The sequence below is a fragment of the Paenibacillus sp. FSL R7-0272 genome (genome assembly GCF_037969905.1).
In the GTDB taxonomy this organism is placed as follows: domain Bacteria; phylum Bacillota; class Bacilli; order Paenibacillales; family Paenibacillaceae; genus Paenibacillus; species Paenibacillus polysaccharolyticus.
Genome location: NZ_CP150221.1, coordinates 1,833,180 through 1,853,256 on the forward strand (window position 1 = coordinate 1,833,180; position 20,077 = coordinate 1,853,256).

Below are 20,077 nucleotides of genomic sequence, written 5' to 3' on the forward strand. Positions count from 1 at the left end.
CCTTATTTTAGATAGAACGATCATTATATTTCTTATGAAAATAAAAAAGTGAGTTGAAATATGAACTCACCCTTTGTGTTATGAATTGAAACTATTTTGAGTCATGTGAATCAGTTCCCGGCAGACCTCTTTTACATTTTCCGTTTCGGCCAGCGCCGTCGAACCCTCTAACAACAGCATAAATTGCATGATGCTTCGATCATTTGCTTCGGGATCACTTTTTTTTATCAGGGTTATGAGGTGTTTTTTGTGCCCGTTAACGGTTTGTACGATAACATGGTTTGGATCAGCCCCGAATTCTTCCTTCGCTCGTAAAAAAAGACATCCCCTGGCTTCATGTTCCATCAGCCACTTGGCATGACCCTCAGCCAGATTGAGAAAGACGGACTGTGCCTTGTTATCTGCATATATACGTAGTTGCTCCAGATAGCGCTGTTCGCGGCGCAGAAGCACCTCGACAATCAGGTCTTCCTTGGATGCAAAGTGATTATATAACGTCATGATGGCCACGTCAGCATCGGTAATGATCCGTTTTAGGCCAATGGCATGAAAGCCATGCAGATAGAACAGGTCCTCAGACACGTTAAGAAGCGTTTCCTTTTTGCTACTCATAATCGCTTGGGCCACTCCTTTCACCCATTTTCAGTAAAAATAGAATGATCATTATATCCAAAATATAGAATGTGTATATCGATGTCAATCTGAAATGACAGTTTCAATCTCCAGTCGCCCAAAGTTTTCGATCCATTCAGTAGGGCAGCTTGAATCTGTAATCACCATGGATATGTGATCGGCAGGTGCAATTCTGGCAAACGTGGAGCGTCCAAACTTGGTGTGATCTGCCACCAGGATGGCTTCTTCGGCGCGTTCCATCATTTTACGCGAGATCAGGGCTTCCTCCAGTACATAATCGGTAATTCCATCGGTGAAGGAAACACCTCCAGCCGAAATGAACGCTTTGTTCACTTTGAACTGGTCAAGTATCTCATGTGCCCCAGGCCCAGTGGCGGCTTGAACAACAGTGTTGATTTCGCCTCCAGCAAAAATGATTTTACCTGTAAAAGATTCTAGGGCAATAGTCAGGATGGGTACAGAATTCGTAATCACCGTGATAAGGGAGCGATGTTGCAATTGGCGCATGATTTCGAGTGTGGTTGTGCCGTTGTCCAGCATGATGGTTTCGCCGTCTTCAATCAACGAAGCTGCCGCGGCGGCAATAGCCTGCTTTTCTTGAACTTGCAACTGTGAGCGCTTCTGGAAGGGCGCTTCGATCATACCTGAGCGGACACGTACAGCGCCCCCGTACACTTTACGTAACTCACCTTCCTTCTCCAGCCGATCCAGATCCCGCCTTATGGTTTCCGTGGATACCTGAAATAGCTGAGCCAACGTTTGTACCTGAACTTTGCCTTGTGTGGCAAGCTGGGCAAGGATCGTCTGTTTTCGCTCCTCATATGTTAACGACATTAAATTTCCGCCTCCGTTACGTTCTTTTATAGAAGTTTGGCCTTTGTGTGGATTGTTGTTGTTTTTAACAGTTTAAGTTGATGAAAATCACTTGTCAATTTCGTTCGGTAGATATGGTGATAGATATTTAGAGATGTGTTGACAGAGGATAGATGTGGCGATATTATCAAATGAAACAACTAAAAACCACAATAAACCACATTTTAAAACAGGATTGAACACGAGTTGTTTCAAGAGTTATTTCAAGCACTAATCAGCAATACATATAACCAATAGATCAAACTGCATGAATGAAGTGAAGCTTATTGCTCGCATTCAATGCGTATTCATGTGGTATTCGGGAGGACAACACAGTGAAACGACCGCTTGCTTTTCGTGAAAATGGAACCTTTACCATCGTACAATTTACCGATATACACTGGAAAGACGGGCGGCCTGAAGATCTGCGAAGCCGGCAGATGATGCAATCGATCATCGAACTGGAACAGCCGGATCTGGTTATTTTCACAGGAGATGTGATTTACACTGGGCCTGTCGATTCGGGAAATCAGGCGTGCGAGCATCCGGAGCAGGCTTTTCGTGATGCTGTCTCGGCTGTGGAGGCGTGTGGGATTCCGTGGGCTTTTGTGTTTGGCAATCATGATGCCGAGCAACGAATCACTCCAGTAGAGCTCATGCGTGTAGTTCAGGAGCATGCGCATAGTGTGACGGAAGCTGGTCCGCGTGATATTGCAGGATTGGGCAATTACACGCTGGAGATTGCCGGGGCGAATGGACTTCCGGCAGCCGTGTTGTATCTGCTCGATTCCGGGAGTTATTCGACCGTGGAATCGATCCCCGGTTATGGTTGGATTCAGCAGAGTCAGCTCCGATGGCTGATGGATGAATCCACACGCGTCAATCCCGGCCGCAGTCCGGGGGATAAGCTGCCAGCCTTGGCGTTTTTCCATATCCCGATTCCGGAATATCAACTGATGTGGGACAGTCAGGTTTGCTATGGCAACAAATATGAACCTGTCTGCTGTGCGAAAGTCAATTCGGGTTTGTTTGCTGCACTGCTGGAGATGGGGGATGTAATGGGTACGTTCTGCGGACACGATCATGTGAATGATTTTCACGGTCAGTATCAAGGGATACGTCTTTGTTACGGGCGTTCGAGTGGCCACAGTACCTATGGAAGGGAAGGTATGCTACGCGGAGGACGTGTCATTCAGATGTGTGAAGGTGAGCGGGAGTTTGATACCTGGCTTCGTCTGGAGGATGGATCGGTGGTGAAGGAACAGCCGGAGCATCAACCGGAGACCGCGACGTAAGGTATTCTAGAGTGTACTATAGCGTGGCAAGGGAAATAGAAAGCGATAAGCAAATAAGCAAGGAAAACAGAGAGGAACGTATACAGCATGATTTTACCGTTAATTCTGGTGCTTGCTTCAGGAATGGCACATGCCGTCTGGAGTATGTTTACAAAACGAAGTTTGAACAAAAGTGTTTTTCTATGGTCGATTATGATGATTCCCACCGTATTGCTGCTGCCTGTGCTGGTGGTGGAATTGTCCCGCGAGTCGTTACCCGTGTCAGCTTATGCGCTGTTGATCGTGTCGATGGCACTTCAGGCGTTATACTCCTGGCTGTTGTCTCAGACGTATGAGCTTGGTGATCTGTCTCAGATCTATCCGATTATGCGGGGCACGAGTACGTTGCTGGTGCCGTTGATCGGTGTTGCTTTTCTGGGAGAAAGATTGTCGGGTTTCGGATGGCTAGGCATTGCCTGCATGATTGTTGGTTTCATCGTTCTTAGCGGTGTGGGGAGCAGGAAGGGACAAGCTGGCTCTGGAATGAAGGGAGCGAAGCCAGTTCTGATGGCCTTGTGTGTGGGGTTATGTACGACGAGTTATGTATTTGTGGACAAATTAAATCTGCAACATATTTCGCCCTTGGCGTTGCTTGAGGTTACGAATATTGGTTTTGTGGCTGGATTAACGCCAGCGCTGCTCGCTTCAGCTGGCTTGCGTCAGGAATGGAAGGTCAATCGTTCGACGATTTTGCTTGGGGCTTTGCTGAATCCGGGATCATATCTGCTCTTTCTATTTGCACTGGAACAGGCTCCGATGGCCAGATTGGGCCCGCTTCGGGAAGTGGGTACGGTATTTGCGGCTTTTCTCGGGATTTGGTTATTAAAAGAACAGCAGGGAATGAAACGGATTCTCTGTTCCATCGTTATTTTTGGCGGTATCCTGCTGATTGGTGTGTGGGGATAGGGTAGGAAGACATCGGACAAAAGAAAGCACAAAATGACAGGCTTCTCTACCCTTCTTCGTGTATCATGATAAGCAAGGAGTGATGCAGTACATGAAATGGATTGAAGCCATACAGAAGTCGATTCAATATATAGAAGAGCATTTACTGGAGCCTATGACGACGGATCAGATTGCGGCGCATGCGCATATGTCGGCATTTCATTTTCAACGTATCTTTGGTTTAATGACCGACGTTACCGTGGTGGAGTACATCCGGCGCAGAAGATTAACACTGGCGGCCAATGAACTGTTGCAGGGAGATCCCAAAATTATGGATTTGGCCTTCAAGTATGGCTATGATACGCCTGAATCGTTCACCAAGGCTTACCGCAGACAACATGGAATATCGCCAAGTGAAACCCGAAAGTCCGGTGCTTCAGTCCAGTCGTATAATCGACTCGTTATTCAAGTCAGTTTACAAGGAGCAGAGCCAATGAAACATCATATTGTCGAACAAGAGGCATTTTCCATCGCAGGCATCAAACAACGCTTTTCATATGTGGATGGGCAGCATTTGCAGGGGATTCCTAATATGTGGGAGGAAGCGTATCACAGCGGTACAGAGGATCGGATAGCTGCATTGAATAACGGGTTTATCCCAGGTTTGCTAGGGGTGTGTGTAGATCAGGGCGAGATCGAGGACAAGCAGATGGAGTACTGGATTGCAACAACGTATGAAGGGGAGCAACCGGAAGGGCTATCTACGTTCACGTTCCCCGCGAGTAAATGGGTGGTTTTCGAGGTTGAGGAACCGATGCCTCAGGGAATACAAAAGCTGTGGAAACGTATTGTAGGTGAATGGTTCCCTTCAAATGCATACGAACATGCCTGGCTGCCTGAACTGGAAGTCTACCGCGGCATGAAACATGCGCCTCAAATCTGGATACCGATTAAATAGCCGGATAGGTAGCATTAGATAGCTCAATAGTAAGTATTAGATAGCCCTATAATAAGTATTAAATATCTGGATCGTAAGCATTAATTATCTTCACCAATGATCATCGATCAATATGACATCATAACTCCGCTCAGGAATCGTGATTTTCAGGCGTGCATTCGTTTTGGATGTACATGAAAATGACAGCTTGAGGGGAGTTGTTTATTTTATTCCAGGGTTCGAAACATGTTATATTAAAAAACAGTAGTCTCATCCACCCCTAAGAACGACGGACGGCCAAGCTGGAATGAAGATATCGGATTCGAGTAGGTCAAGGAGGATTTGCTGTGCAATATGAAGAACGACTTGTGCAAACGTTGCGACAACATGAGCAGATCATGCAGGATCTGCGGATTGTACGTTTGCTAGAGTTGCCCGATTGTTACATCGGTGCGGGTTATATTCGTAATTACATATGGGATGATCTTAATGGATTTACCAGACGGGAGCTGCATAGCGATATTGATGTTGTTTATTTTAATGCTGCTGATCTTCGAGAAGAACGGGATTACGAACTGGAGCAGGAGCTATGTACTGCAACAGGTAACACGAAGTGGTCGGTTAAAAATCAGGCCAGGATGCACCTGCGCAACGGAGACATGCCGTATCGCTCGACTGAAGATGCACTGCGCTTTTGGCCTGAGCAAGTAACAGCCATCGGTGTACAACTACAATCTGACGATCAAATCAGGATATGTGCCCCTTATGGACTGGAGGATCTGTATGCGTTAGTTGTGCGCAAAAGCCCGGCGTTTATGGACGCGGCCTACTATAACGAACGTGTGTGCAAAAAGAATTGGCAACAGCACTGGCCCAAGCTCACGATTGTAAGGGCATAATATAACAAGTGTGGATGTCTATGTATGGGAAGGAGTGTTGCTGTACTGATACAGAAATTTTTACGGGAGAAAGGATATATTTTGGATCTGATCCTGCTGGCGTGTTTGGTTTTCTTTCTGATCTTTTGGGGCTGGAACTTTGCCGTGAAATTTTTTACTCTCCTCGCGGCAACCTTTATCATATTAAGACGGATTGATTACGAGAAACACATCTGGCTGAAACGCGGGTTGTTGGTCGTTTTCGGCATTGGCGCCGTCTCCTTTATCATTATTGAAGCTCTGGTATTTACCCAGCTTGGTTCAAAGGAAGAGGAGCGAGCGGACTATGTCATCATACTTGGGTCGGGCATCAAGGGCACCGAATTGTCACTGACCTTGAAACAAAGGTTGGATGCCAGCTTGGATTATATTCGCACTCACCCGCAGACTCCAGTTATTGTATCTGGTGGACAGGGGCCAGGTGAATCCATTCCTGAAGCCCTTGCGATGAAAAATTACCTGGTGGATCAGGGCATTGCCCCTGCTCAGATCATCATGGAGGATCGCTCGACAAGTACGCAGGAAAATTTGGCTTTTTCTAAAAAAATCATTCTTGCTTCCGGGCTGGAACATCCCAAAATTATGATTGTCACAAGTGATTACCACATGTTCAGGTCGAAATATATTGCGGCCAAAAACGGATACGCTGCAGAATACGGTATATCCGCCCCTTCACCAGGGTATTTAAAGCCGATTAATATGATTCGTGAATATTTTGGCACTGTGAAGGCGTTTTTATAGTCAAACGAGAAACAGGACGAAGCGGAAGGAATAAAAATGCTTCGTCCTGTTTTCTATTTTTTATGGTGAACACTACATTAAACTTGGGTGGACAAGACTCATTTTTTTGCAGAATCGCTAGAAGCAGCTCTAAGCTCAGTTGCTCTGGACTCGGCAGCTGCTCTGGAGTTGTCAGGTGCGATTACAGCCTCAGAGACCTTATCTCGAGGAGAAGTGGTTCTGGATGCAGCCGCTGGAACAGTAGCCTCTCTGGCATTGTCAGGTGCAATTGTAGCCTCAGAGACCTCATCCCGAGGAGAAGTGGTTCTGGAAGCAGCCGCTGGAACAGTAGCCTCTCTGGAGTTGTCAGGTGCAATTGTAGCCTCAGAGACCTCATCCCGAGGAGAAGTGGTTCTGGAAGCAGCCGCTGGAACGGTAGCCTCTCTGGAGCTGTCAGGTACAATTACGGCTTCAGAGACTTCATCTCGAGGTGTAGAAGCACTAGGTTCGGTGGCTCGACTGGCAGTCTCTCTGGAGTTGTCAGGTACAATTATAGCTTCAGTGGCTCCACGCTCTACTTTGGGCGTATGGCTCGATGCCCATACAGCTGTAGACGTACTTGCTACAGCAATTAAACAAACGGATGAAATTGTTATGATCCAATGTTTCTTTTTCATTTTTTTGACATCAAACATCATCGTAAGTCTCCTTTTTAATTGTTTTCCCTCCCCTGAAAGGGATGAGCAAAATTGCACAGGCAAGTTTCGCGCCCCTGCGGTGACATTTAAAATGGTTTCGCCATAACGTTTGCGATCTTCGATGGACATCTTCTGGACAACCTTTTCATCACAAGAAAATTCACTCCAGGTGTGAATCTCTTGGCGAAGGAGGTAAACGAGAGGATTGAACCAGTGCAAAGCGCTGACCGCTAGAGTGAGTGCCTTGACCCACAGATCTTTATGTTTAAGGTGAGTTAATTCATGGTGATAAACCAGACCCATATTCAAGTGAGCTGTACCCGCTTGAGGCAAATAAATCGTAGGTTTCGTTAAACCGACCAGCACGGGACTTCGTAACATTGGACTATATGCCAGGTTGACATGCTGCCGAATACCTAACTTTTCTTTGATCATGGGGAGCAGTAAGGCGGCCTCACTATTTTCTTTTACATCTGACTGTGTACGTTTCAACGCATGGATGAATCTGTAATAACAATAGATCTGCCACGTCGTATAACCGAGAACGCCTACTCCCCAAGCACTGAGCAAAACATACGCCGCCGTAGAAGATATCGTCCATTCTGGGGTAAGCGCTCCTTCAAGCATACCGTTCAAAAAGTTAGATTGTTCAAGGTTTCGGTTTGAAGCATGATGAAAAAGACTGGAGAACCATGTCATTCCGAACGATAGGGGCAGTACATAAAAGGCGAAAGCCATTTTACTCAGCCCGTAACGCCAGGAAGCGGGGAAAAGATGTACCGGCAGAAGGCGCAAGGCAAGAATGCAAACAGCGGCAATGCTTCCAGCCACCGTCAACGTTATCAGCAGATCAATAAAGAGATTCATGCGCGCCACCTACTTTTCCGACAGCCATTGTTTTAGTTCGGCAATGTCTTTCTCTGAAAGCTTATCCCCGTCATACATGGCTGAAACCAGATTTTTAACAGAGCCTTGATAGAGGCCATCGAGTACGGTTTTGGTTTTCTGAAGTTTGTAGTCTTCTGGCTGTAAAAGAGGCTCATAATAGTTGGTTCGACCCTGTCTCGTGACAGTGAGCGCCCCTTTATCCACCAGTCTGGATAGGAAAGTGGAAATGGTCTGTGCCTTCCACGCTTTTCCCTTTTCCTTAAACATGTCTAACAGTTCGGAAGAAGTGACCGGAGGAGTACAAGACCAGATCACCTCCATCAGTTCCAGCTCGGTTTCGGACCATTTTTGAGTTTGGTGCACCAAAGAAGCACTCCTTTACAACGTTATGCGTCCATAACGATAATTTTATTACTACACTACGTAGTAAATATAAACTACTACAACATGTAGTATATAGTCAAGCGCAGTGTGTGAGAACCTCGTTTCTTCCTCTGTTTGTCAAGAGGGTTCTGTTTCTATATCCCAGATTCAACGAAGAAAAGCATGTTATACTATAGGTCAACAATAGATGACCGAAACAGGAGTGAATGATCATTACAGCATATCAATTACCTGCTCTGAAGGAGCAGAACATGATTTCAACGAACGATTTACAAGACATTATTCGCATGCTCGCCCATGCACCTTTACTGTATGATGATGGTCAGCATATTCAGGTTCAGGATTACCTGGAAGGTCTTGAGATAGGGTTAACGCATGATATTCGTCGTGCAGCGATTGAATTGTACGAACTGGGTGTCAAGGCTTGTCGCCAATTTACGGATGTACTTGCCTATGAGCAGTTGCAGGATGTGCTTGGTCTGCAGGCTGAGTTGTGGCAGGAAGGTGTGCTTGCACTGCAAGACTGGATGAATTGGCTAAAAGAAATTGGCGAAGGGCGGCGAACTTTGCCTGAGTATGATTTTGCATCCATATTGGGTGAATTCCCCGAAGGGTATATGATTCATGATTTTCATGACGAACTACAGGTTCGACTAGAGCAGGATGCAACGAATGCTTGGGCGAACGAAGAGCGAAGTCGGTTATATACAGCGATTGGCGTGCAAGAAGCAGGCTGAGCGAGCGATTTGAATGAAATTGAACTTTTTAAACGTCGATGGGCGTCTCTCTACACGGAAATGGAATCCATATCAAACGAAACGGTCTGCTACGTTGTTTAGTCTGATATGAATGCAATGCGTAGATGGCATGATGCATCTGCTGAAATGAGGGGATACCGTGAAAAAGGTTGTACTTGCTGGTGGAACGGGATTTGTTGGTCAAGATTTTACAGTCCGGTTTAAAAAGCTGGGGTACGATGTGCTGGTGATCTCACGCCAGTCTGGACACATCGCCTGGGAAGATCGAACAGCCATCATTGAAGCACTTGAAGGCGCGGAGATGCTGATTAATCTGGCTGGTAAATCGGTCAATTGCCGTTATACTGACGAGAATCGTAAAATCATTATGGATTCCAGAACAGAAACCACAAACATTCTCGGGGAAGCGGTATTGGCTTGTGTGCATCCGCCTGAATTGTGGATTAACTCCAGTACGGCTACCATCTATAGACATGCGGAAGATCGTCCAATGACGGAACAAGATGGAGAGATTGGTTCGGGTTTCTCTGTGGAGGTTGCCAAGGCTTGGGAGCAGGCATTCTTCGGATTCAAGCTACCATCTACACGTCAAATTGCACTACGCATTGCGATTGTGCTTGGGGAAGGTGGGGTGATGGAACCACTGACGAATCTGGTTCGATTTGGCCTGGGTGGAGCCCAGGGAGCAGGAACCCAAAAATTTAGCTGGATTCATATGGAGGACCTGTTCCGCATGGTGATATTTGTACAGGAGCATCCGGATCTGGAAGGGGTCTATAATGCTTCATCTCCTCATCCAGTGACCAATCGGGAACTGATGGCAAGTCTTAGGAAGCAGATGGGTGCACGTATCGGACTTCCGTCCCCACGCTGGATGCTTGAGCTTGGAGCTATATTTATCCGTACGGAAACGGAACTGGTACTCAAGAGCCGCTGGGTCATTCCCGACAGAATCGAAAAGGCAGGTTTTACGTTCACTTATGCTTCGCTGGATAAGGCACTTGCTGATCTCCTTAAATCCAAATAATGGGGAGCAGACAGTTTACATAGGTGCCTCCATTTTCAGACTGTGAAAAACATGTGCAGGAATCATTAATATGTGAATGGGAGGGCAGAGCAATCTGCCCTTCCGTCTATTTCGATGATATTTAGGCTCGGGATCGATCATCAGGCTGTTTCAAATATTCTTTTTCATTATCACTATTATTCAGTTGCAGGTATATTCGTTTAATGGGTAATACCACGAAATTTACATAACACGCATGAAAGAGAAGAGGTTGGGCATATGCAGCTTAGAAGAGTAAGAATCGCAGGTACAGGAAAATACCTGCCTCAGATGAAGGTGACAGACGAAGAGTTGGATGAGCGATTACATGTGCCCGCAGGCTGGGTCAGCAAAGCGACGGGCGTCGGCTATCGTTATTATGCTTCGGACGAGGAGACTTCTTCCTATATGGGTGCAAGAGCGGCAGAAGCAGCTCTGGCCGATGCAGGGCTGTCTTTTGGTGAGATCGATTGTTTGGTATGCACCAGCGGTACGAAAGAACAGCCGTTGCCAAGCACAGCCGTCTTTATCCAGCAGGCCATGGGACAGGAAGAATCAGGTGTTCCTGCTTTTGATATGGATGCGACATGTCTGAGTTTCCTGAACGGACTTGATGTCATCTCTTATATGGTAGACGCTGGACGTTACCAGCGTGTATTGCTCGTAGCCACCGAGATTGCTTCAGCCGGATTAAACTGGAAAGATCCTGAAAGTGCTGCTTTGTTTGGTGATGGCGCGGCGGCAGTCATCATTGAGCGAGCATCTGAGGAATCCCCGTCACAGATCGTTCATGCATCTCTGCGAACCTACAGCCGCGGGGCACGGTTTTCGGAGATTGCAGGCGGAGGCACGCGGCATCATGCGGCCCAGTATGATGTGGCACATCCAGATCCATTCCTCTTTCATATGGATGGACAGGCAATTTTTCGCATGGCGTCCAAGCTGTTACCCGGGTTTATGAATGAGATGCTTCAAGCTTCCGGAGATCGAATGGAGGATTTCTCTCTGGTCATTCCTCATCAGGGCAGTGCAATGGCGATGCGCCTGATTCGCAAGAAGCTTGGAATTCCTGCAGAACGCTTCATGGATATTACACGAGGTCATGGTAATACGATTGCGGCCTCCATTCCGATGGGATTGCATGAGGCAATTCGTCAGCAACGAATAGAGCGTGGTGATCGGGTATTGATGATCGGAACGGCGGCTGGGCTGTCTTTGGGAGGACTGATCTTTGACTACTAGATTTGCACGACGTGACCAACGTGTGCTTCAGGGACAAACGGGTCATACATACAGGGTACTTCTTACCGGGGGAAGAGCTCCGGTTACGCTGGATTTGGCGCGTATGTTGCATCGGTCAGGTCACCTCGTATTTATTGCGGAGAGTATGAACCATCATCTGTGCAGAACGTCTAGTGCGGTGGAGCAATGCGTACTTGTTCCATCGCCACGTCACCATACGGAGAAGTACCTGTCGGCACTGGAACATTGGGTTAAGATATGGCAGATCGATGTGCTGATTCCGATGTGTGAAGAAGTGTTTTATGTGGCTGGTGGGGCTGAACGCTTAAGGCAGCGTTGTCGTGTTCTTGTTTCCAGTCTGGAGCAGTTGCACGTTCTGCATCATAAGTATGATTTTAATAGGCTTGCCAAGTCTATGGGGCTTCCGGTTCCGGATACACATCTGATTCAAACTCCGCAGGAGTGGCTGGAGATGCAGCAGGTTTTAAAGGGAGAGTGGGTCTGGAAACCGGTCTATTCCCGTTTTGCGGCCAAAGTACGTATGCCGAAACTTGGGTACCACGATCCACCGGGTGAAGATACGTTGTCTCCTGCCTCACCTTGGGTGGCGCAGCGGTACATTCATGGACGAGGACTGTGCACCTACAGTGTAGTGCATGAAGGCCATTTAATCGCGCATGCCACCTACGACAGCCGATATCGTACGGGCAGTGTAGGCGCGAGTGTTTTTTTTGAACAGGTGCAACATGAGGGCACGCGCGCGTGGGTAGAACACTTTGTGCGCACGACGGGCTTCAGCGGACAGATTGGATTTGATTTTATCGAAGACGTGACGGGTCAGGTGTCTGCGATTGAGTGTAACCCGAGGGCAACCAGTGGCATTCATCTATTTCATCCTGGTAACGACTTGGTGCGTGCATTGCTTGAACCTGAAGTGGTACTTAGCGAAGGGATCGAAGTGACACCGCGGTCAGGTAATGATAAGGCGATGTTAGCATTGCCCATGCTGGGAAGTGGTATCCGGCAGATTCATAGCAGCAGAGGTAGCCTGCGAGCTTGGAGGACGGCTTGGCAGGGTGCCAGGGATGTGGTGTATGTGCGGCAGGATCGGCGGCCTTTTTTTGAACAATTTGCGGTCGTACTTGCTGCCTGGCGTCTTGCACGTTCACAGCAGATTACGCTGACGGAAGCACTGACTCATGACATAGAATGGAACGGTGAACAACGATGAAGAGAGCATTAGTGACCGGGGCTACAGGTTGTCTGGGTAGACATCTGGCGATAAGGCTTGCAGCAGAAGGCTGGGAAGTGACAGGCATGGGGCGACAGCAAGAGATCGGCAGTGTGCTTGAAGCGGCTGGAGTTCGCTTTATCAGGGGAGATATTCGGGATGTCCAGATTGTAGATGCAGCATGTACAAGTCAGGATATCGTGTTCCACTGTGCGGCCTTATCCTCACCTTGGGGGAAATATCAGGATTTCTACAGCAGTAATGTGCAGGGAACGCAAAATCTGATTGATCATTCTCTACGCCATCAGGTGCAGCGGTTCGTGCATGTTTCCACGCCGAGTATTTATTTTAACTACATACCGCGTTATGAAGTTCATGAACATGACCTGCTGCCGGCTAAATCGGCCAATCATTATGCGGCTACCAAACGTATGGCTGAAGACATTGTGATGGAGGCACATCGTAACGGATTGCCATCGATTATGATTCGCCCGCGAGCCATTTTTGGCCCGTATGACCAAACGCTTTTCCCGCGGATTGTTGCAGCGAATGCCAAGCGGGGAGTACCGATGATTGATGGTGGACAGGCGCTGATTGATCTGACGTGCGTAGATAATGTGGTGGATGCGCTGTTATTGTGCAGTGATGCTTCTGATGATGCGCTTGGGAGAGCCTACAATATTTCGAACGCAGACCCGAGACCATTTGCAGAGTTGGTCGGGACTCTTTTTGACATGTTAGACATGCCGCTGCGGCGTCTGAATATTCCTTATCGAGTGGCCTATGGGTTGGCCAGTGTGCTGGAAGGTGTGCATCGATTCATTCCTGCTCTGGGAGAGCCGTTACTGACCAGATACTCCGTTGGATCTTTGGGTGTGCCGCAAACGTTGGACATTACCGATGCTAAGGCGCAGCTAGGATATGTACCGCGGGTGTCCATTGAAGCGGGATTGCGACAATTTGCAGATTGGTGGATGAGTGAATGATGTTAACAACGAAGCCGGTAAAATTATATTTAGGCGCAGCGGGTTACTGTACTCATCCAGAGTTCCTTACGTTACGGGGGGGAAGCTTCCGGCCGGTTCGTTTTCCGGCAGGCTTCGCTTGTATTCTCCATCCCGAACATGGCCCGATACTACTGGACACGGGGTACAGTTCACGTTTTTTTGAAGAGACCGCTCGACTTCCGAACGCATTATATCGTCATATCACGCCCGTTGTATTTCGGGAAGAAGACAGTGCCGTCCATTTTCTGAAGCAGATCGGGCTGGTGCCGTCAGATATCCGTTATGTTATTCTTTCGCATTTTCACGGAGATCACATTGCAGGTGCCAAGGACTTCCCGGAGGCTCAGTTTATTTATTTGCCGAGAGCCTATGAGGCGGTTTGTTCTCTTGGTTCAATTGCGGCGGTGAAGGCCGGTTTTCTGGCCGGACTGCTACCTGACGATTTTATCCAGCGCTCACTGCCCGTGAACGACCCTGCCAAGCGATGGGCGGACATGAGTGAGACTACAGGCAAGGAAACCCCATCAGGGTTTCCTTGGGAAGAGGTGTACGATCTTTTTGGTGATGGCAGCCTGCTCGGCGTGGAAGTATCGGGTCATGCAGAAGGCATGATGGGTTTATTGCTACGGACAGAGCAACATGATTATTTTTTATGTGCAGATGCAGTATGGTCGAGCCGGGCTTTCCGTGAACAGCGCAGACCTCATGCACTGGCAGGTATTATTATGTCAGATCGGCAGGAGTATAGACAGAACTTTGACAAGCTGGTTCACCTGCATCAACAGTTCCCTCGGCTTCGCATCGTGCCGAGTCATTGCCAAGAGGCGCTGAGCGCATGGGGTACAGGAGGAACGGAAAGATGAGCAATCCTGTTCGTATTGTTACTCATTATTTACTTGCACGTGGCTTGCGAAGATGGCGTACCAGGGCACAGCTTGAACTTTGGCAGGAACGCCGAATCATTCGTCATGTGGAGCGGATTCGAGCACAGTCTCCGTTTTACCAAAAGTGGTGGGGAGACCTGAACGCATCCGAGTGGAGACAGTTCCCGCAGATCGAAAAAACGGTGATGATGCAGTATTTCGACACGCTGAACACGGTAGGTATTACGAAGGAAGAGGCGCTAATCCTTGCTGGCGAAAGTGAGGATACCCGTAACTTCAAGCAATCCTCCATTCAAGGCGTCACGGTAGGGTTATCTTCGGGCACATCGGGTAATCGAGGTATTTTTCTGGTAAGTGATCGGGAGCAGGATGCGTGGACGGGCACCGTGCTGGCGAAACTTCTTCCGGGCGGGCTGTGGAAACCCGCGAAAATCGCGTTCTTCCTGCGGGCGAATAGCAACCTGTACGAATCGGTCAAGCGTGGCAAGCTGCAATTCCAATATTTTGACCTGCTGGAGCGTGTGGATGTCCTGATTGAACGTATGAAAGAATACCAGCCTACGGTGTGGGTGGCTCCTCCTTCCATGCTTCGTATACTGGCTGATGCTTATCAGCAAGGACGTCTAACACATGTGCCTCAGAAAATTATTTCCGTAGCCGAGGTGCTTGACCCTCTGGATCGTAAGGTGCTGGAGCATGTCTTCGGTCAGACGGTTCATCAAGTGTACCAGTGTACAGAAGGCTTTTTGGGAGCAACGTGCGAGCACGGAACGATACATCTGAATGAAGACATTGTGCATATTGAAAAAGAGTACATTGATCCTGCAACCCGGCGGTTCGTGCCTGTGATCACGGACTTTTCCCGAACGTCGCAGCCGATTATCCGGTATCGGCTGAATGATATCTTAACCGAGGCGGCAGCGCCGTGCGCCTGTGGTTCGTTGTTTACTGCCATCGAGCGGATTGAAGGCCGCTGTGATGATACGCTTTATTTTTCGCATACCTATGAGGAGAAGGCTGTTTCGGTTTTTCCGGATTTTATCAGTCGTGCCGTGATTGCGGCTTCACCGGCTATTCAGCATTATCGTGTGGTGCAACGTGGCAGTGGGATGCTGGAGGTGTCAATACGGGTCAGCGAGGAAGTGGGTCAGGAGCAGGCGCAGGCCGCTGTGTTGCAAGAGTTGGGGAAATTGGCAGGTCGACTGCAATGTGTGTTACCTGAGGTTCAATTTGTGCCGTATACGTATGAAGCAGGGATCACGAAGTTGCGACGGGTGGAGAGACGGTTAGATTAATTAAAGTTCAACACAGACTGCACATGTACTAGTTAAAAATGAATCGAACGATCATGAAAGTAGGTGATAATGTGACCGTGTGGGCTTATAAAATAGGAGAGGATTCGCCAAAACCTGTGGATGGCAAGGTTACATCAGGAGCGGAAAAAACAACGGAATTACTTCAATCAGCTCAAGCAAATGTAACCAGATCAGGCCAGCCGGGGCAACAACCTCCTCCGGTAGCTCTCATTACAGGTACCTCCAGCGGATTTGGGATGCTGACTGCCATCACTCTTGCCAAGCAAGGGTATCGAGTTATGGCTACAATGCGTGATCTAAGTCGCAAGGGAGAACTTGCGAATCGTGCCGAGGAAACAGGAGTGACCGAGCGGATTCATTATGCACAGCTTGATGTGACAGATTCGGAATCTGTGCAAACCGCTGTGGATACGGTGCTTCAGCAATATGGACAAATCGATGTGCTGGTGAATAATGCGGGTTTTGCTGTAGGCGGATTTATTGAGGAAGTGTCGATGGAGGACTGGCGACGCCAGATGGAAACAAACCTGTTCGGGCTTATCGCGGTGACACGAGCGGTTCTGCCTGTCATGCGTGGACAGAAACGCGGGCTGATTGTTAATCTTTCGAGTGTAAGCGGCCTATCCGGTTTTCCGGGATATGCTCCATACGCTGCCTCAAAATTTGCTGTGGAAGGATTCACAGAAAGTCTGCGCCATGAGATGTCTTCATTTGGAATACGTGTCGTATTGGTGGAGCCAGGAGCCTATCGCACGCCCATCTGGAATAAAGGTCTCGGTGAGATTCACCGGAATGAGGATTCGGCTTATAAACATAAGCTGGATGCGGTTCTGCGTTATTCGAAACATGCCAGTGAGACTGCTCCTGACCCGCAAGAGGTCGCTGATCTGATCGGACGTATTGCGCGCATGCGTGCACCAAAATTGCGCTATGCACTGGGCAAAGGTTCACGGGTTCTTATTATTGCAAAGGCGTTGTTGCCGTGGAAATGGCTGGAGTGGCTGATTGCCCGTGGTCTGCAATAGTGGGGAATAAGTGATTATACGACCATACATGAAGCAGAATCATTATCTTTTCCAAGTGGAAATGGAGGTCTGATCAATGTTTGAAGTGATTGTCATTGCGTTGCTCATGATCATTACAGGACTACTCCTGCATATCAACAGCAAACTCCCGGCCCGTGACCGGGTTCAGGAAGCGATGGGACGTGACCGTGATCGGCGCGACAGCCAGAACCAGAGCCGAAATCGGTAGGCGAAGCAGAAAGGATAAACTGAATAAGGGTGTTCCAGAGTAAGAAAGTGATTGTATTATGATTGACCTGATATTTCTTGACATGTAAGGAGTGGATGAGGGATGAGTTCAGATGCTTTCAAAGAAAGGTATATGCTACGTAATATTCAACGGGACGAATCGGATCTGTACTGGCCTCTGCGGCTTGAAGCGCTACGGACGCATCCCGAAGCCTTTGGCGCTTCATACGAGTTGTCCAGCCAGTTATCCATCAGTGAGGTGAAAGAGCGAATACATAATGAGCCTGATGATTACATTCTTGGTGCATTCACACCTGATGGCATGCTTGCGGGCATGATGGGTTTCAAAAGAGAATATGGTCTAAAGCTCAGGCATAAAGGATTTATCTGGGGTGTCTATGTATCACCAGCTCATAGGGGGAATGGACTGGCTTCCCAGTTGTTATCCGAGGTTCTGGAACGGGGTAAACATCTGGAGACTATGAAGCAGATTAATCTAAGTGTAGTGACTACAAATAGTTCAGCAAAACGGTTGTATGAGCGGCATGGATTTGAAACCTACGGCATCGAACGCAATGCGCTAGAAGTGGGCGGCCAAGGGTATGATGAAGCGCACATGACGTATTTTTATAACAAAAGTGTAGATAAAAACATCTAATCTATAGGCAAGAGGAGAAGTTCTATGACCGATCAGGTTGTTCATGAAATAGATGGTGTATCATTTATGTTAAAAGAAAAACATGCCTTCGACTGGCTGACCCCGCTGGGTACTGTCTTTTGTGTATTTGATCAGCAGGACTCCGGCAATATTTCATTCGGTTTGGTGCAGGAGGATGGTCAAAAGCAATTTGTGAAGTATGCAGGGGCACGTACTCTTCAGGCCAATGATATGGCAGACCCGGAGGAAGCTATACGTCATTTGCAGTCTTCTGTCTTGATCTATGAAGATCTGGCACATGACAGTCTCATTCGGTTAATAGACCATTTTGCGACTGACAACGGTTACGCTTGTGTGTTCGATTGGGTGGAGGGAGAGTGTCTGCATTCGCACTGGTCTTTCCCGCCTCCAGCCAAGTACGAAGATCCACGCTCACCTTATGTTCAGTTCAGACAACTTCCGGTACCGAGGCGAATTCAAGCCATGGAGCGCATTCTGGACTTTCATATTGAAGCGGAGCGCAAAGGGTATGTGGCTGTAGACTTCTACGATGGCAGTTTGATTTATGATTTTGCAGTGGAAGAGATTCACATCTGTGATATTGATCTATATCGTGCAGGTGCATTCACGAATACGATGGGACGGATGTGGGGTTCATCCCGCTTTATGTCTCCGGAGGAATTTGAACTTGGTGCGTCAATAGATGCTATCACGAATGTGTTTAACATGGGCGCTATGGCCTTTGCACTGCTTGGGGGAGAACTTGATCGCTCCCAGGAACGCTGGGATGCCGGAGAAGCACTATATGAAGTTGCTCTTCGTGCGGTGAACCCGGATCGGTTCCAGCGATTCACTTCTGTGGCGGATTTGGGCTTGGCATGGAAAGAGGTTATGCACAAGTAATGGAAGAGTGGATTCGTAACCATGTATAAAAACCCGTATAATGGAAAATGACAAGGAGGCTTGATGGAAGATGTGCCGATATGCCATGTCTGGACCGTATAAAGAAATATATGCATGCTTTAACTGCCGTAAGTCTTATAAACAAGTATCGCCGTATGATCTAAGTAAGGAAACCGCAGCGCGACTTGAACATAAATGTCCACAATGTGCGGAGGTTATGGTGAATATGGGGCATGATTTTCAAGCACCCAAGCAAACGGATATCAAACAGTGGACCAAAGTCATGACGTTATATCAGAATGGTGTTACTTATCATAACTGTGGATGCGGAGCCGGATATCGTCCAACTGAACTGCGAGAAGTTCCCGAATTTCTGGAACAGCAGGCTGCTGGCCGGAGAAGTGAAGGGGAAAAGTTACTTCATCGTTGGATGGAATAGGAGAGCAAATCGTATGATTCGTACTTTCATACAAAAAGACCTAGAATATGTCATTGAAGCGCATATCCGTATTTATCGGGACGAGTATAATTATGATGACAGCTTTGCGGCATGTATTACCTTTGCAGTGAAGCAAGGACAGAATTTGCGCCAGGAGATAGAGCGATGAAAACAGAACCTGTCTATGCTGAAAATACCATTGTTGGCGTTTGGTTTCAGGGCGTGTGGCGCTGGTACGTCACCGAACGGGAGTATTGGTTTTTAAATATAGAGATGGAAGAACGGTTTGGTATCGATGTGTTGAATGAGGAGACGGCGGCTGTGTTCTTACAAGCCATTCAGGAGGAGCAGGTAAGCGCGGCTGAACTGAGGAGTTCGCTTCATCATTTTCGTGAAGCCCATCTTGTCGGTGATGAATGGCTGAAGTATGTGCCGTCCTTTCTTGTCGATTTCGATAAGCGGCTATTCTTCTCGATGTTCCCGGAGCCTGCTTCCTTTGAGCATTACATGCCGGATGGCTGGATCGGGAGTTACAAGGAGTTTTTGGAGAGGGTACCAGAGAAGGAACGATACTGGATGGTACAAGGAAATTCTCTATTCGAAGAAAACCTTCTATAGTGGGGGGGGCTGTAATGAAACATAGATGGCTTATGACGAGCTTATTCTCCTTATGCACAGCGCTAGCCTTATCTGCATGTACTGTTACAGCGGATAACCCTTCCGCAGAAGAAACTATTAAACAAAGTTTGAATACGATGGTCAAGGAGCCTGTTCTGGCTGCCAGCAGTAACCCGAATGATTATATTGCAGGCCATCGGGACGTATATGAAGCTATTCTACAAACGGGATCAGAAGGTCTGAATTTCTTGTTAAATCAACTTGGTTCCAGCCCGGATAATGGTTTGAAAGAGTGGATCATGGCTCGGGCCAGTGTTGAATTATTGGGAGAAGACAATCCAGTGCAAGACTGGAACAGTGGTAAAGACTGGTTGAGACAATATAACATGATCGCAGCAGATCAATCCGACTAAGATAACCTTCACCTCCAGTCAGCATGAGCAGTACATTTACG

General features: G+C 47.8%; 24 protein-coding genes. 20 read left to right on the forward strand and 4 right to left on the reverse strand.

Annotated elements, in window-relative coordinates; translation table 11 throughout:
* Positions 1-78 precede the first annotated feature (78 nt).
* Positions 79-612, reverse strand: a complete 534-nt coding sequence (locus MKY23_RS08235) for a TetR/AcrR family transcriptional regulator (RefSeq protein ID WP_154958299.1) — start codon at positions 610-612, stop codon at positions 79-81.
* Positions 613-696: 84 nt separating this feature from the next.
* Complete coding sequence (locus MKY23_RS08240; RefSeq protein ID WP_339837115.1) at positions 697-1,467, reverse strand: DeoR/GlpR family DNA-binding transcription regulator; 771 nt, start codon at positions 1,465-1,467, stop codon at positions 697-699.
* 353 nt (positions 1,468-1,820) lie between these two features.
* Between MKY23_RS08240 and MKY23_RS08245 the strand changes: the two genes are divergently transcribed.
* The 5 genes from MKY23_RS08245 to MKY23_RS08265 all read left to right on the forward strand — a co-directional run bounded on the left by MKY23_RS08245 (position 1,821) and on the right by MKY23_RS08265 (position 6,320).
* On the forward strand, positions 1,821-2,780 hold the full coding sequence (locus tag MKY23_RS08245; protein WP_339837119.1) for a metallophosphoesterase family protein: 960 nt from the start codon (positions 1,821-1,823) through the stop codon (positions 2,778-2,780).
* Positions 2,781-2,867: 87 nt separating this feature from the next.
* Positions 2,868-3,725 (forward strand): EamA family transporter, encoded by an 858-nt coding sequence (locus MKY23_RS08250; RefSeq protein ID WP_090922113.1) that lies wholly within the window; start codon positions 2,868-2,870, stop codon positions 3,723-3,725.
* Positions 3,726-3,816: 91 nt separating this feature from the next.
* Entirely contained in the window at positions 3,817-4,662 is an 846-nt protein-coding gene (locus MKY23_RS08255) for an AraC family transcriptional regulator (RefSeq protein ID WP_339837124.1), read from the forward strand.
* A 326-nt stretch (positions 4,663-4,988) separates the two neighbouring features.
* On the forward strand, positions 4,989-5,540 hold the full coding sequence (locus tag MKY23_RS08260) for a nucleotidyltransferase family protein (RefSeq protein WP_339837127.1): 552 nt from the start codon (positions 4,989-4,991) through the stop codon (positions 5,538-5,540).
* Positions 5,541-5,564: 24 nt separating this feature from the next.
* Positions 5,565-6,320: a YdcF family protein gene (locus MKY23_RS08265; protein WP_208606798.1), complete on the forward strand. Its 756-nt coding sequence runs from the start codon at positions 5,565-5,567 to the stop codon at positions 6,318-6,320.
* Between the two features lie 98 nt (positions 6,321-6,418).
* On the opposite strand, the gene MKY23_RS08270 is transcribed toward MKY23_RS08265, so the two are convergent.
* Positions 6,419-7,864: a M56 family metallopeptidase gene (locus MKY23_RS08270; protein WP_339837134.1), complete on the reverse strand. Its 1,446-nt coding sequence runs from the start codon at positions 7,862-7,864 to the stop codon at positions 6,419-6,421.
* 9 nt (positions 7,865-7,873) lie between these two features.
* Positions 7,874-8,248 (reverse strand): BlaI/MecI/CopY family transcriptional regulator, encoded by a 375-nt coding sequence (locus MKY23_RS08275; RefSeq protein ID WP_154886970.1) that lies wholly within the window; start codon positions 8,246-8,248, stop codon positions 7,874-7,876.
* Between the two features lie 227 nt (positions 8,249-8,475).
* Between MKY23_RS08275 and MKY23_RS08280 the strand changes: the two genes are divergently transcribed.
* The 15 genes from MKY23_RS08280 to MKY23_RS08350 all read left to right on the forward strand — a co-directional run bounded on the left by MKY23_RS08280 (position 8,476) and on the right by MKY23_RS08350 (position 20,036).
* Positions 8,476-9,006 carry a hypothetical protein gene (locus MKY23_RS08280; protein ID WP_339837137.1) on the forward strand — a complete coding sequence of 177 codons (531 nt, stop codon included), beginning with the start codon at positions 8,476-8,478 and terminating at the stop codon, positions 9,004-9,006.
* Between the two features lie 160 nt (positions 9,007-9,166).
* Positions 9,167-10,054 carry a TIGR01777 family oxidoreductase gene (locus MKY23_RS08285; protein WP_090922123.1) on the forward strand — a complete coding sequence of 296 codons (888 nt, stop codon included), beginning with the start codon at positions 9,167-9,169 and terminating at the stop codon, positions 10,052-10,054.
* Positions 10,055-10,312: 258 nt separating this feature from the next.
* Positions 10,313-11,314 (forward strand): beta-ketoacyl-ACP synthase III, encoded by a 1,002-nt coding sequence (locus MKY23_RS08290; protein WP_339837143.1) that lies wholly within the window; start codon positions 10,313-10,315, stop codon positions 11,312-11,314.
* Complete coding sequence (locus tag MKY23_RS08295) at positions 11,304-12,545, forward strand: ATP-grasp domain-containing protein (protein WP_339837146.1); 1,242 nt, start codon at positions 11,304-11,306, stop codon at positions 12,543-12,545. Before MKY23_RS08290 ends, MKY23_RS08295 begins: the two co-directional genes overlap by 11 nt.
* On the forward strand, positions 12,542-13,531 hold the full coding sequence (locus MKY23_RS08300; RefSeq protein ID WP_339837149.1) for an NAD-dependent epimerase/dehydratase family protein: 990 nt from the start codon (positions 12,542-12,544) through the stop codon (positions 13,529-13,531). The genes MKY23_RS08295 and MKY23_RS08300 overlap by 4 nt, the downstream gene beginning before the upstream one ends.
* Entirely contained in the window at positions 13,528-14,415 is an 888-nt protein-coding gene (locus tag MKY23_RS08305) for an MBL fold metallo-hydrolase (RefSeq protein WP_339837152.1), read from the forward strand. Before MKY23_RS08300 ends, MKY23_RS08305 begins: the two co-directional genes overlap by 4 nt.
* The gene (locus tag MKY23_RS08310) at positions 14,412-15,731 is read left to right on the forward strand and encodes a F390 synthetase-related protein (protein WP_339837155.1); all 1,320 of its coding nucleotides are present in this window, start codon (positions 14,412-14,414) and stop codon (positions 15,729-15,731) included. Before MKY23_RS08305 ends, MKY23_RS08310 begins: the two co-directional genes overlap by 4 nt.
* Before the next feature lie 53 nt (positions 15,732-15,784).
* Positions 15,785-16,777, forward strand: coding sequence for an SDR family oxidoreductase (locus tag MKY23_RS08315; protein WP_339837158.1), 993 nt, complete (start codon positions 15,785-15,787; stop codon positions 16,775-16,777).
* A 76-nt stretch (positions 16,778-16,853) separates the two neighbouring features.
* The gene (locus tag MKY23_RS08320) at positions 16,854-17,006 is read left to right on the forward strand and encodes a hypothetical protein (RefSeq protein WP_339837161.1); all 153 of its coding nucleotides are present in this window, start codon (positions 16,854-16,856) and stop codon (positions 17,004-17,006) included.
* 102 nt (positions 17,007-17,108) lie between these two features.
* The gene (locus MKY23_RS08325) at positions 17,109-17,663 is read left to right on the forward strand and encodes an N-acetyltransferase (protein ID WP_154982981.1); all 555 of its coding nucleotides are present in this window, start codon (positions 17,109-17,111) and stop codon (positions 17,661-17,663) included.
* Positions 17,664-17,687: 24 nt separating this feature from the next.
* On the forward strand, positions 17,688-18,566 hold the full coding sequence (locus MKY23_RS08330) for a serine/threonine protein kinase (RefSeq protein ID WP_339837166.1): 879 nt from the start codon (positions 17,688-17,690) through the stop codon (positions 18,564-18,566).
* A gap of 70 nt (positions 18,567-18,636) precedes the next feature.
* Positions 18,637-19,005 carry a hypothetical protein gene (locus tag MKY23_RS08335; protein WP_090922141.1) on the forward strand — a complete coding sequence of 123 codons (369 nt, stop codon included), beginning with the start codon at positions 18,637-18,639 and terminating at the stop codon, positions 19,003-19,005.
* Positions 19,006-19,018: 13 nt separating this feature from the next.
* Positions 19,019-19,174 carry a hypothetical protein gene (locus MKY23_RS08340; RefSeq protein WP_186811663.1) on the forward strand — a complete coding sequence of 52 codons (156 nt, stop codon included), beginning with the start codon at positions 19,019-19,021 and terminating at the stop codon, positions 19,172-19,174.
* Positions 19,171-19,623 (forward strand): hypothetical protein, encoded by a 453-nt coding sequence (locus tag MKY23_RS08345; protein WP_339837171.1) that lies wholly within the window; start codon positions 19,171-19,173, stop codon positions 19,621-19,623. The genes MKY23_RS08340 and MKY23_RS08345 overlap by 4 nt, the downstream gene beginning before the upstream one ends.
* Before the next feature lie 14 nt (positions 19,624-19,637).
* Entirely contained in the window at positions 19,638-20,036 is a 399-nt protein-coding gene (locus MKY23_RS08350; RefSeq protein ID WP_339837174.1) for a hypothetical protein, read from the forward strand.
* Positions 20,037-20,077: the final 41 nt, after the last annotated feature.

What these genes read in the sequence shown, in the direction of transcription:
- MKY23_RS08335 (WP_090922141.1), top strand. Translation starts at nt 18,637, where the DNA reads ATGTGCCGATATGCCATGTCTGGACCGTATAAAGAAATATATGCATGC.
- MKY23_RS08305 (WP_339837152.1), top strand. Translation starts at nt 13,528, where the DNA reads ATGATGTTAACAACGAAGCCGGTAAAATTATATTTAGGCGCAGCGGGT.
- MKY23_RS08270 (WP_339837134.1), bottom strand. Translation starts at nt 7,864, where the DNA reads ATGAATCTCTTTATTGATCTGCTGATAACGTTGACGGTGGCTGGAAGC.
- MKY23_RS08240 (WP_339837115.1), bottom strand. Translation starts at nt 1,467, where the DNA reads ATGTCGTTAACATATGAGGAGCGAAAACAGACGATCCTTGCCCAGCTT.
- MKY23_RS08350 (WP_339837174.1), top strand. Translation starts at nt 19,638, where the DNA reads ATGAAACATAGATGGCTTATGACGAGCTTATTCTCCTTATGCACAGCG.
- MKY23_RS08255 (WP_339837124.1), top strand. Translation starts at nt 3,817, where the DNA reads ATGAAATGGATTGAAGCCATACAGAAGTCGATTCAATATATAGAAGAG.
- MKY23_RS08235 (WP_154958299.1), bottom strand. Translation starts at nt 612, where the DNA reads ATGAGTAGCAAAAAGGAAACGCTTCTTAACGTGTCTGAGGACCTGTTC.
- MKY23_RS08300 (WP_339837149.1), top strand. Translation starts at nt 12,542, where the DNA reads ATGAAGAGAGCATTAGTGACCGGGGCTACAGGTTGTCTGGGTAGACAT.
- MKY23_RS08320 (WP_339837161.1), top strand. Translation starts at nt 16,854, where the DNA reads ATGTTTGAAGTGATTGTCATTGCGTTGCTCATGATCATTACAGGACTA.
- MKY23_RS08250 (WP_090922113.1), top strand. Translation starts at nt 2,868, where the DNA reads ATGATTTTACCGTTAATTCTGGTGCTTGCTTCAGGAATGGCACATGCC.
- MKY23_RS08265 (WP_208606798.1), top strand. Translation starts at nt 5,565, where the DNA reads ATGGGAAGGAGTGTTGCTGTACTGATACAGAAATTTTTACGGGAGAAA.
- MKY23_RS08280 (WP_339837137.1), top strand. Translation starts at nt 8,476, where the DNA reads ATGATCATTACAGCATATCAATTACCTGCTCTGAAGGAGCAGAACATG.
- MKY23_RS08330 (WP_339837166.1), top strand. Translation starts at nt 17,688, where the DNA reads ATGACCGATCAGGTTGTTCATGAAATAGATGGTGTATCATTTATGTTA.
- MKY23_RS08310 (WP_339837155.1), top strand. Translation starts at nt 14,412, where the DNA reads ATGAGCAATCCTGTTCGTATTGTTACTCATTATTTACTTGCACGTGGC.
- MKY23_RS08315 (WP_339837158.1), top strand. Translation starts at nt 15,785, where the DNA reads ATGAAAGTAGGTGATAATGTGACCGTGTGGGCTTATAAAATAGGAGAG.
- MKY23_RS08290 (WP_339837143.1), top strand. Translation starts at nt 10,313, where the DNA reads ATGCAGCTTAGAAGAGTAAGAATCGCAGGTACAGGAAAATACCTGCCT.
- MKY23_RS08325 (WP_154982981.1), top strand. Translation starts at nt 17,109, where the DNA reads ATGAGTTCAGATGCTTTCAAAGAAAGGTATATGCTACGTAATATTCAA.
- MKY23_RS08340 (WP_186811663.1), top strand. Translation starts at nt 19,019, where the DNA reads ATGATTCGTACTTTCATACAAAAAGACCTAGAATATGTCATTGAAGCG.
- MKY23_RS08345 (WP_339837171.1), top strand. Translation starts at nt 19,171, where the DNA reads ATGAAAACAGAACCTGTCTATGCTGAAAATACCATTGTTGGCGTTTGG.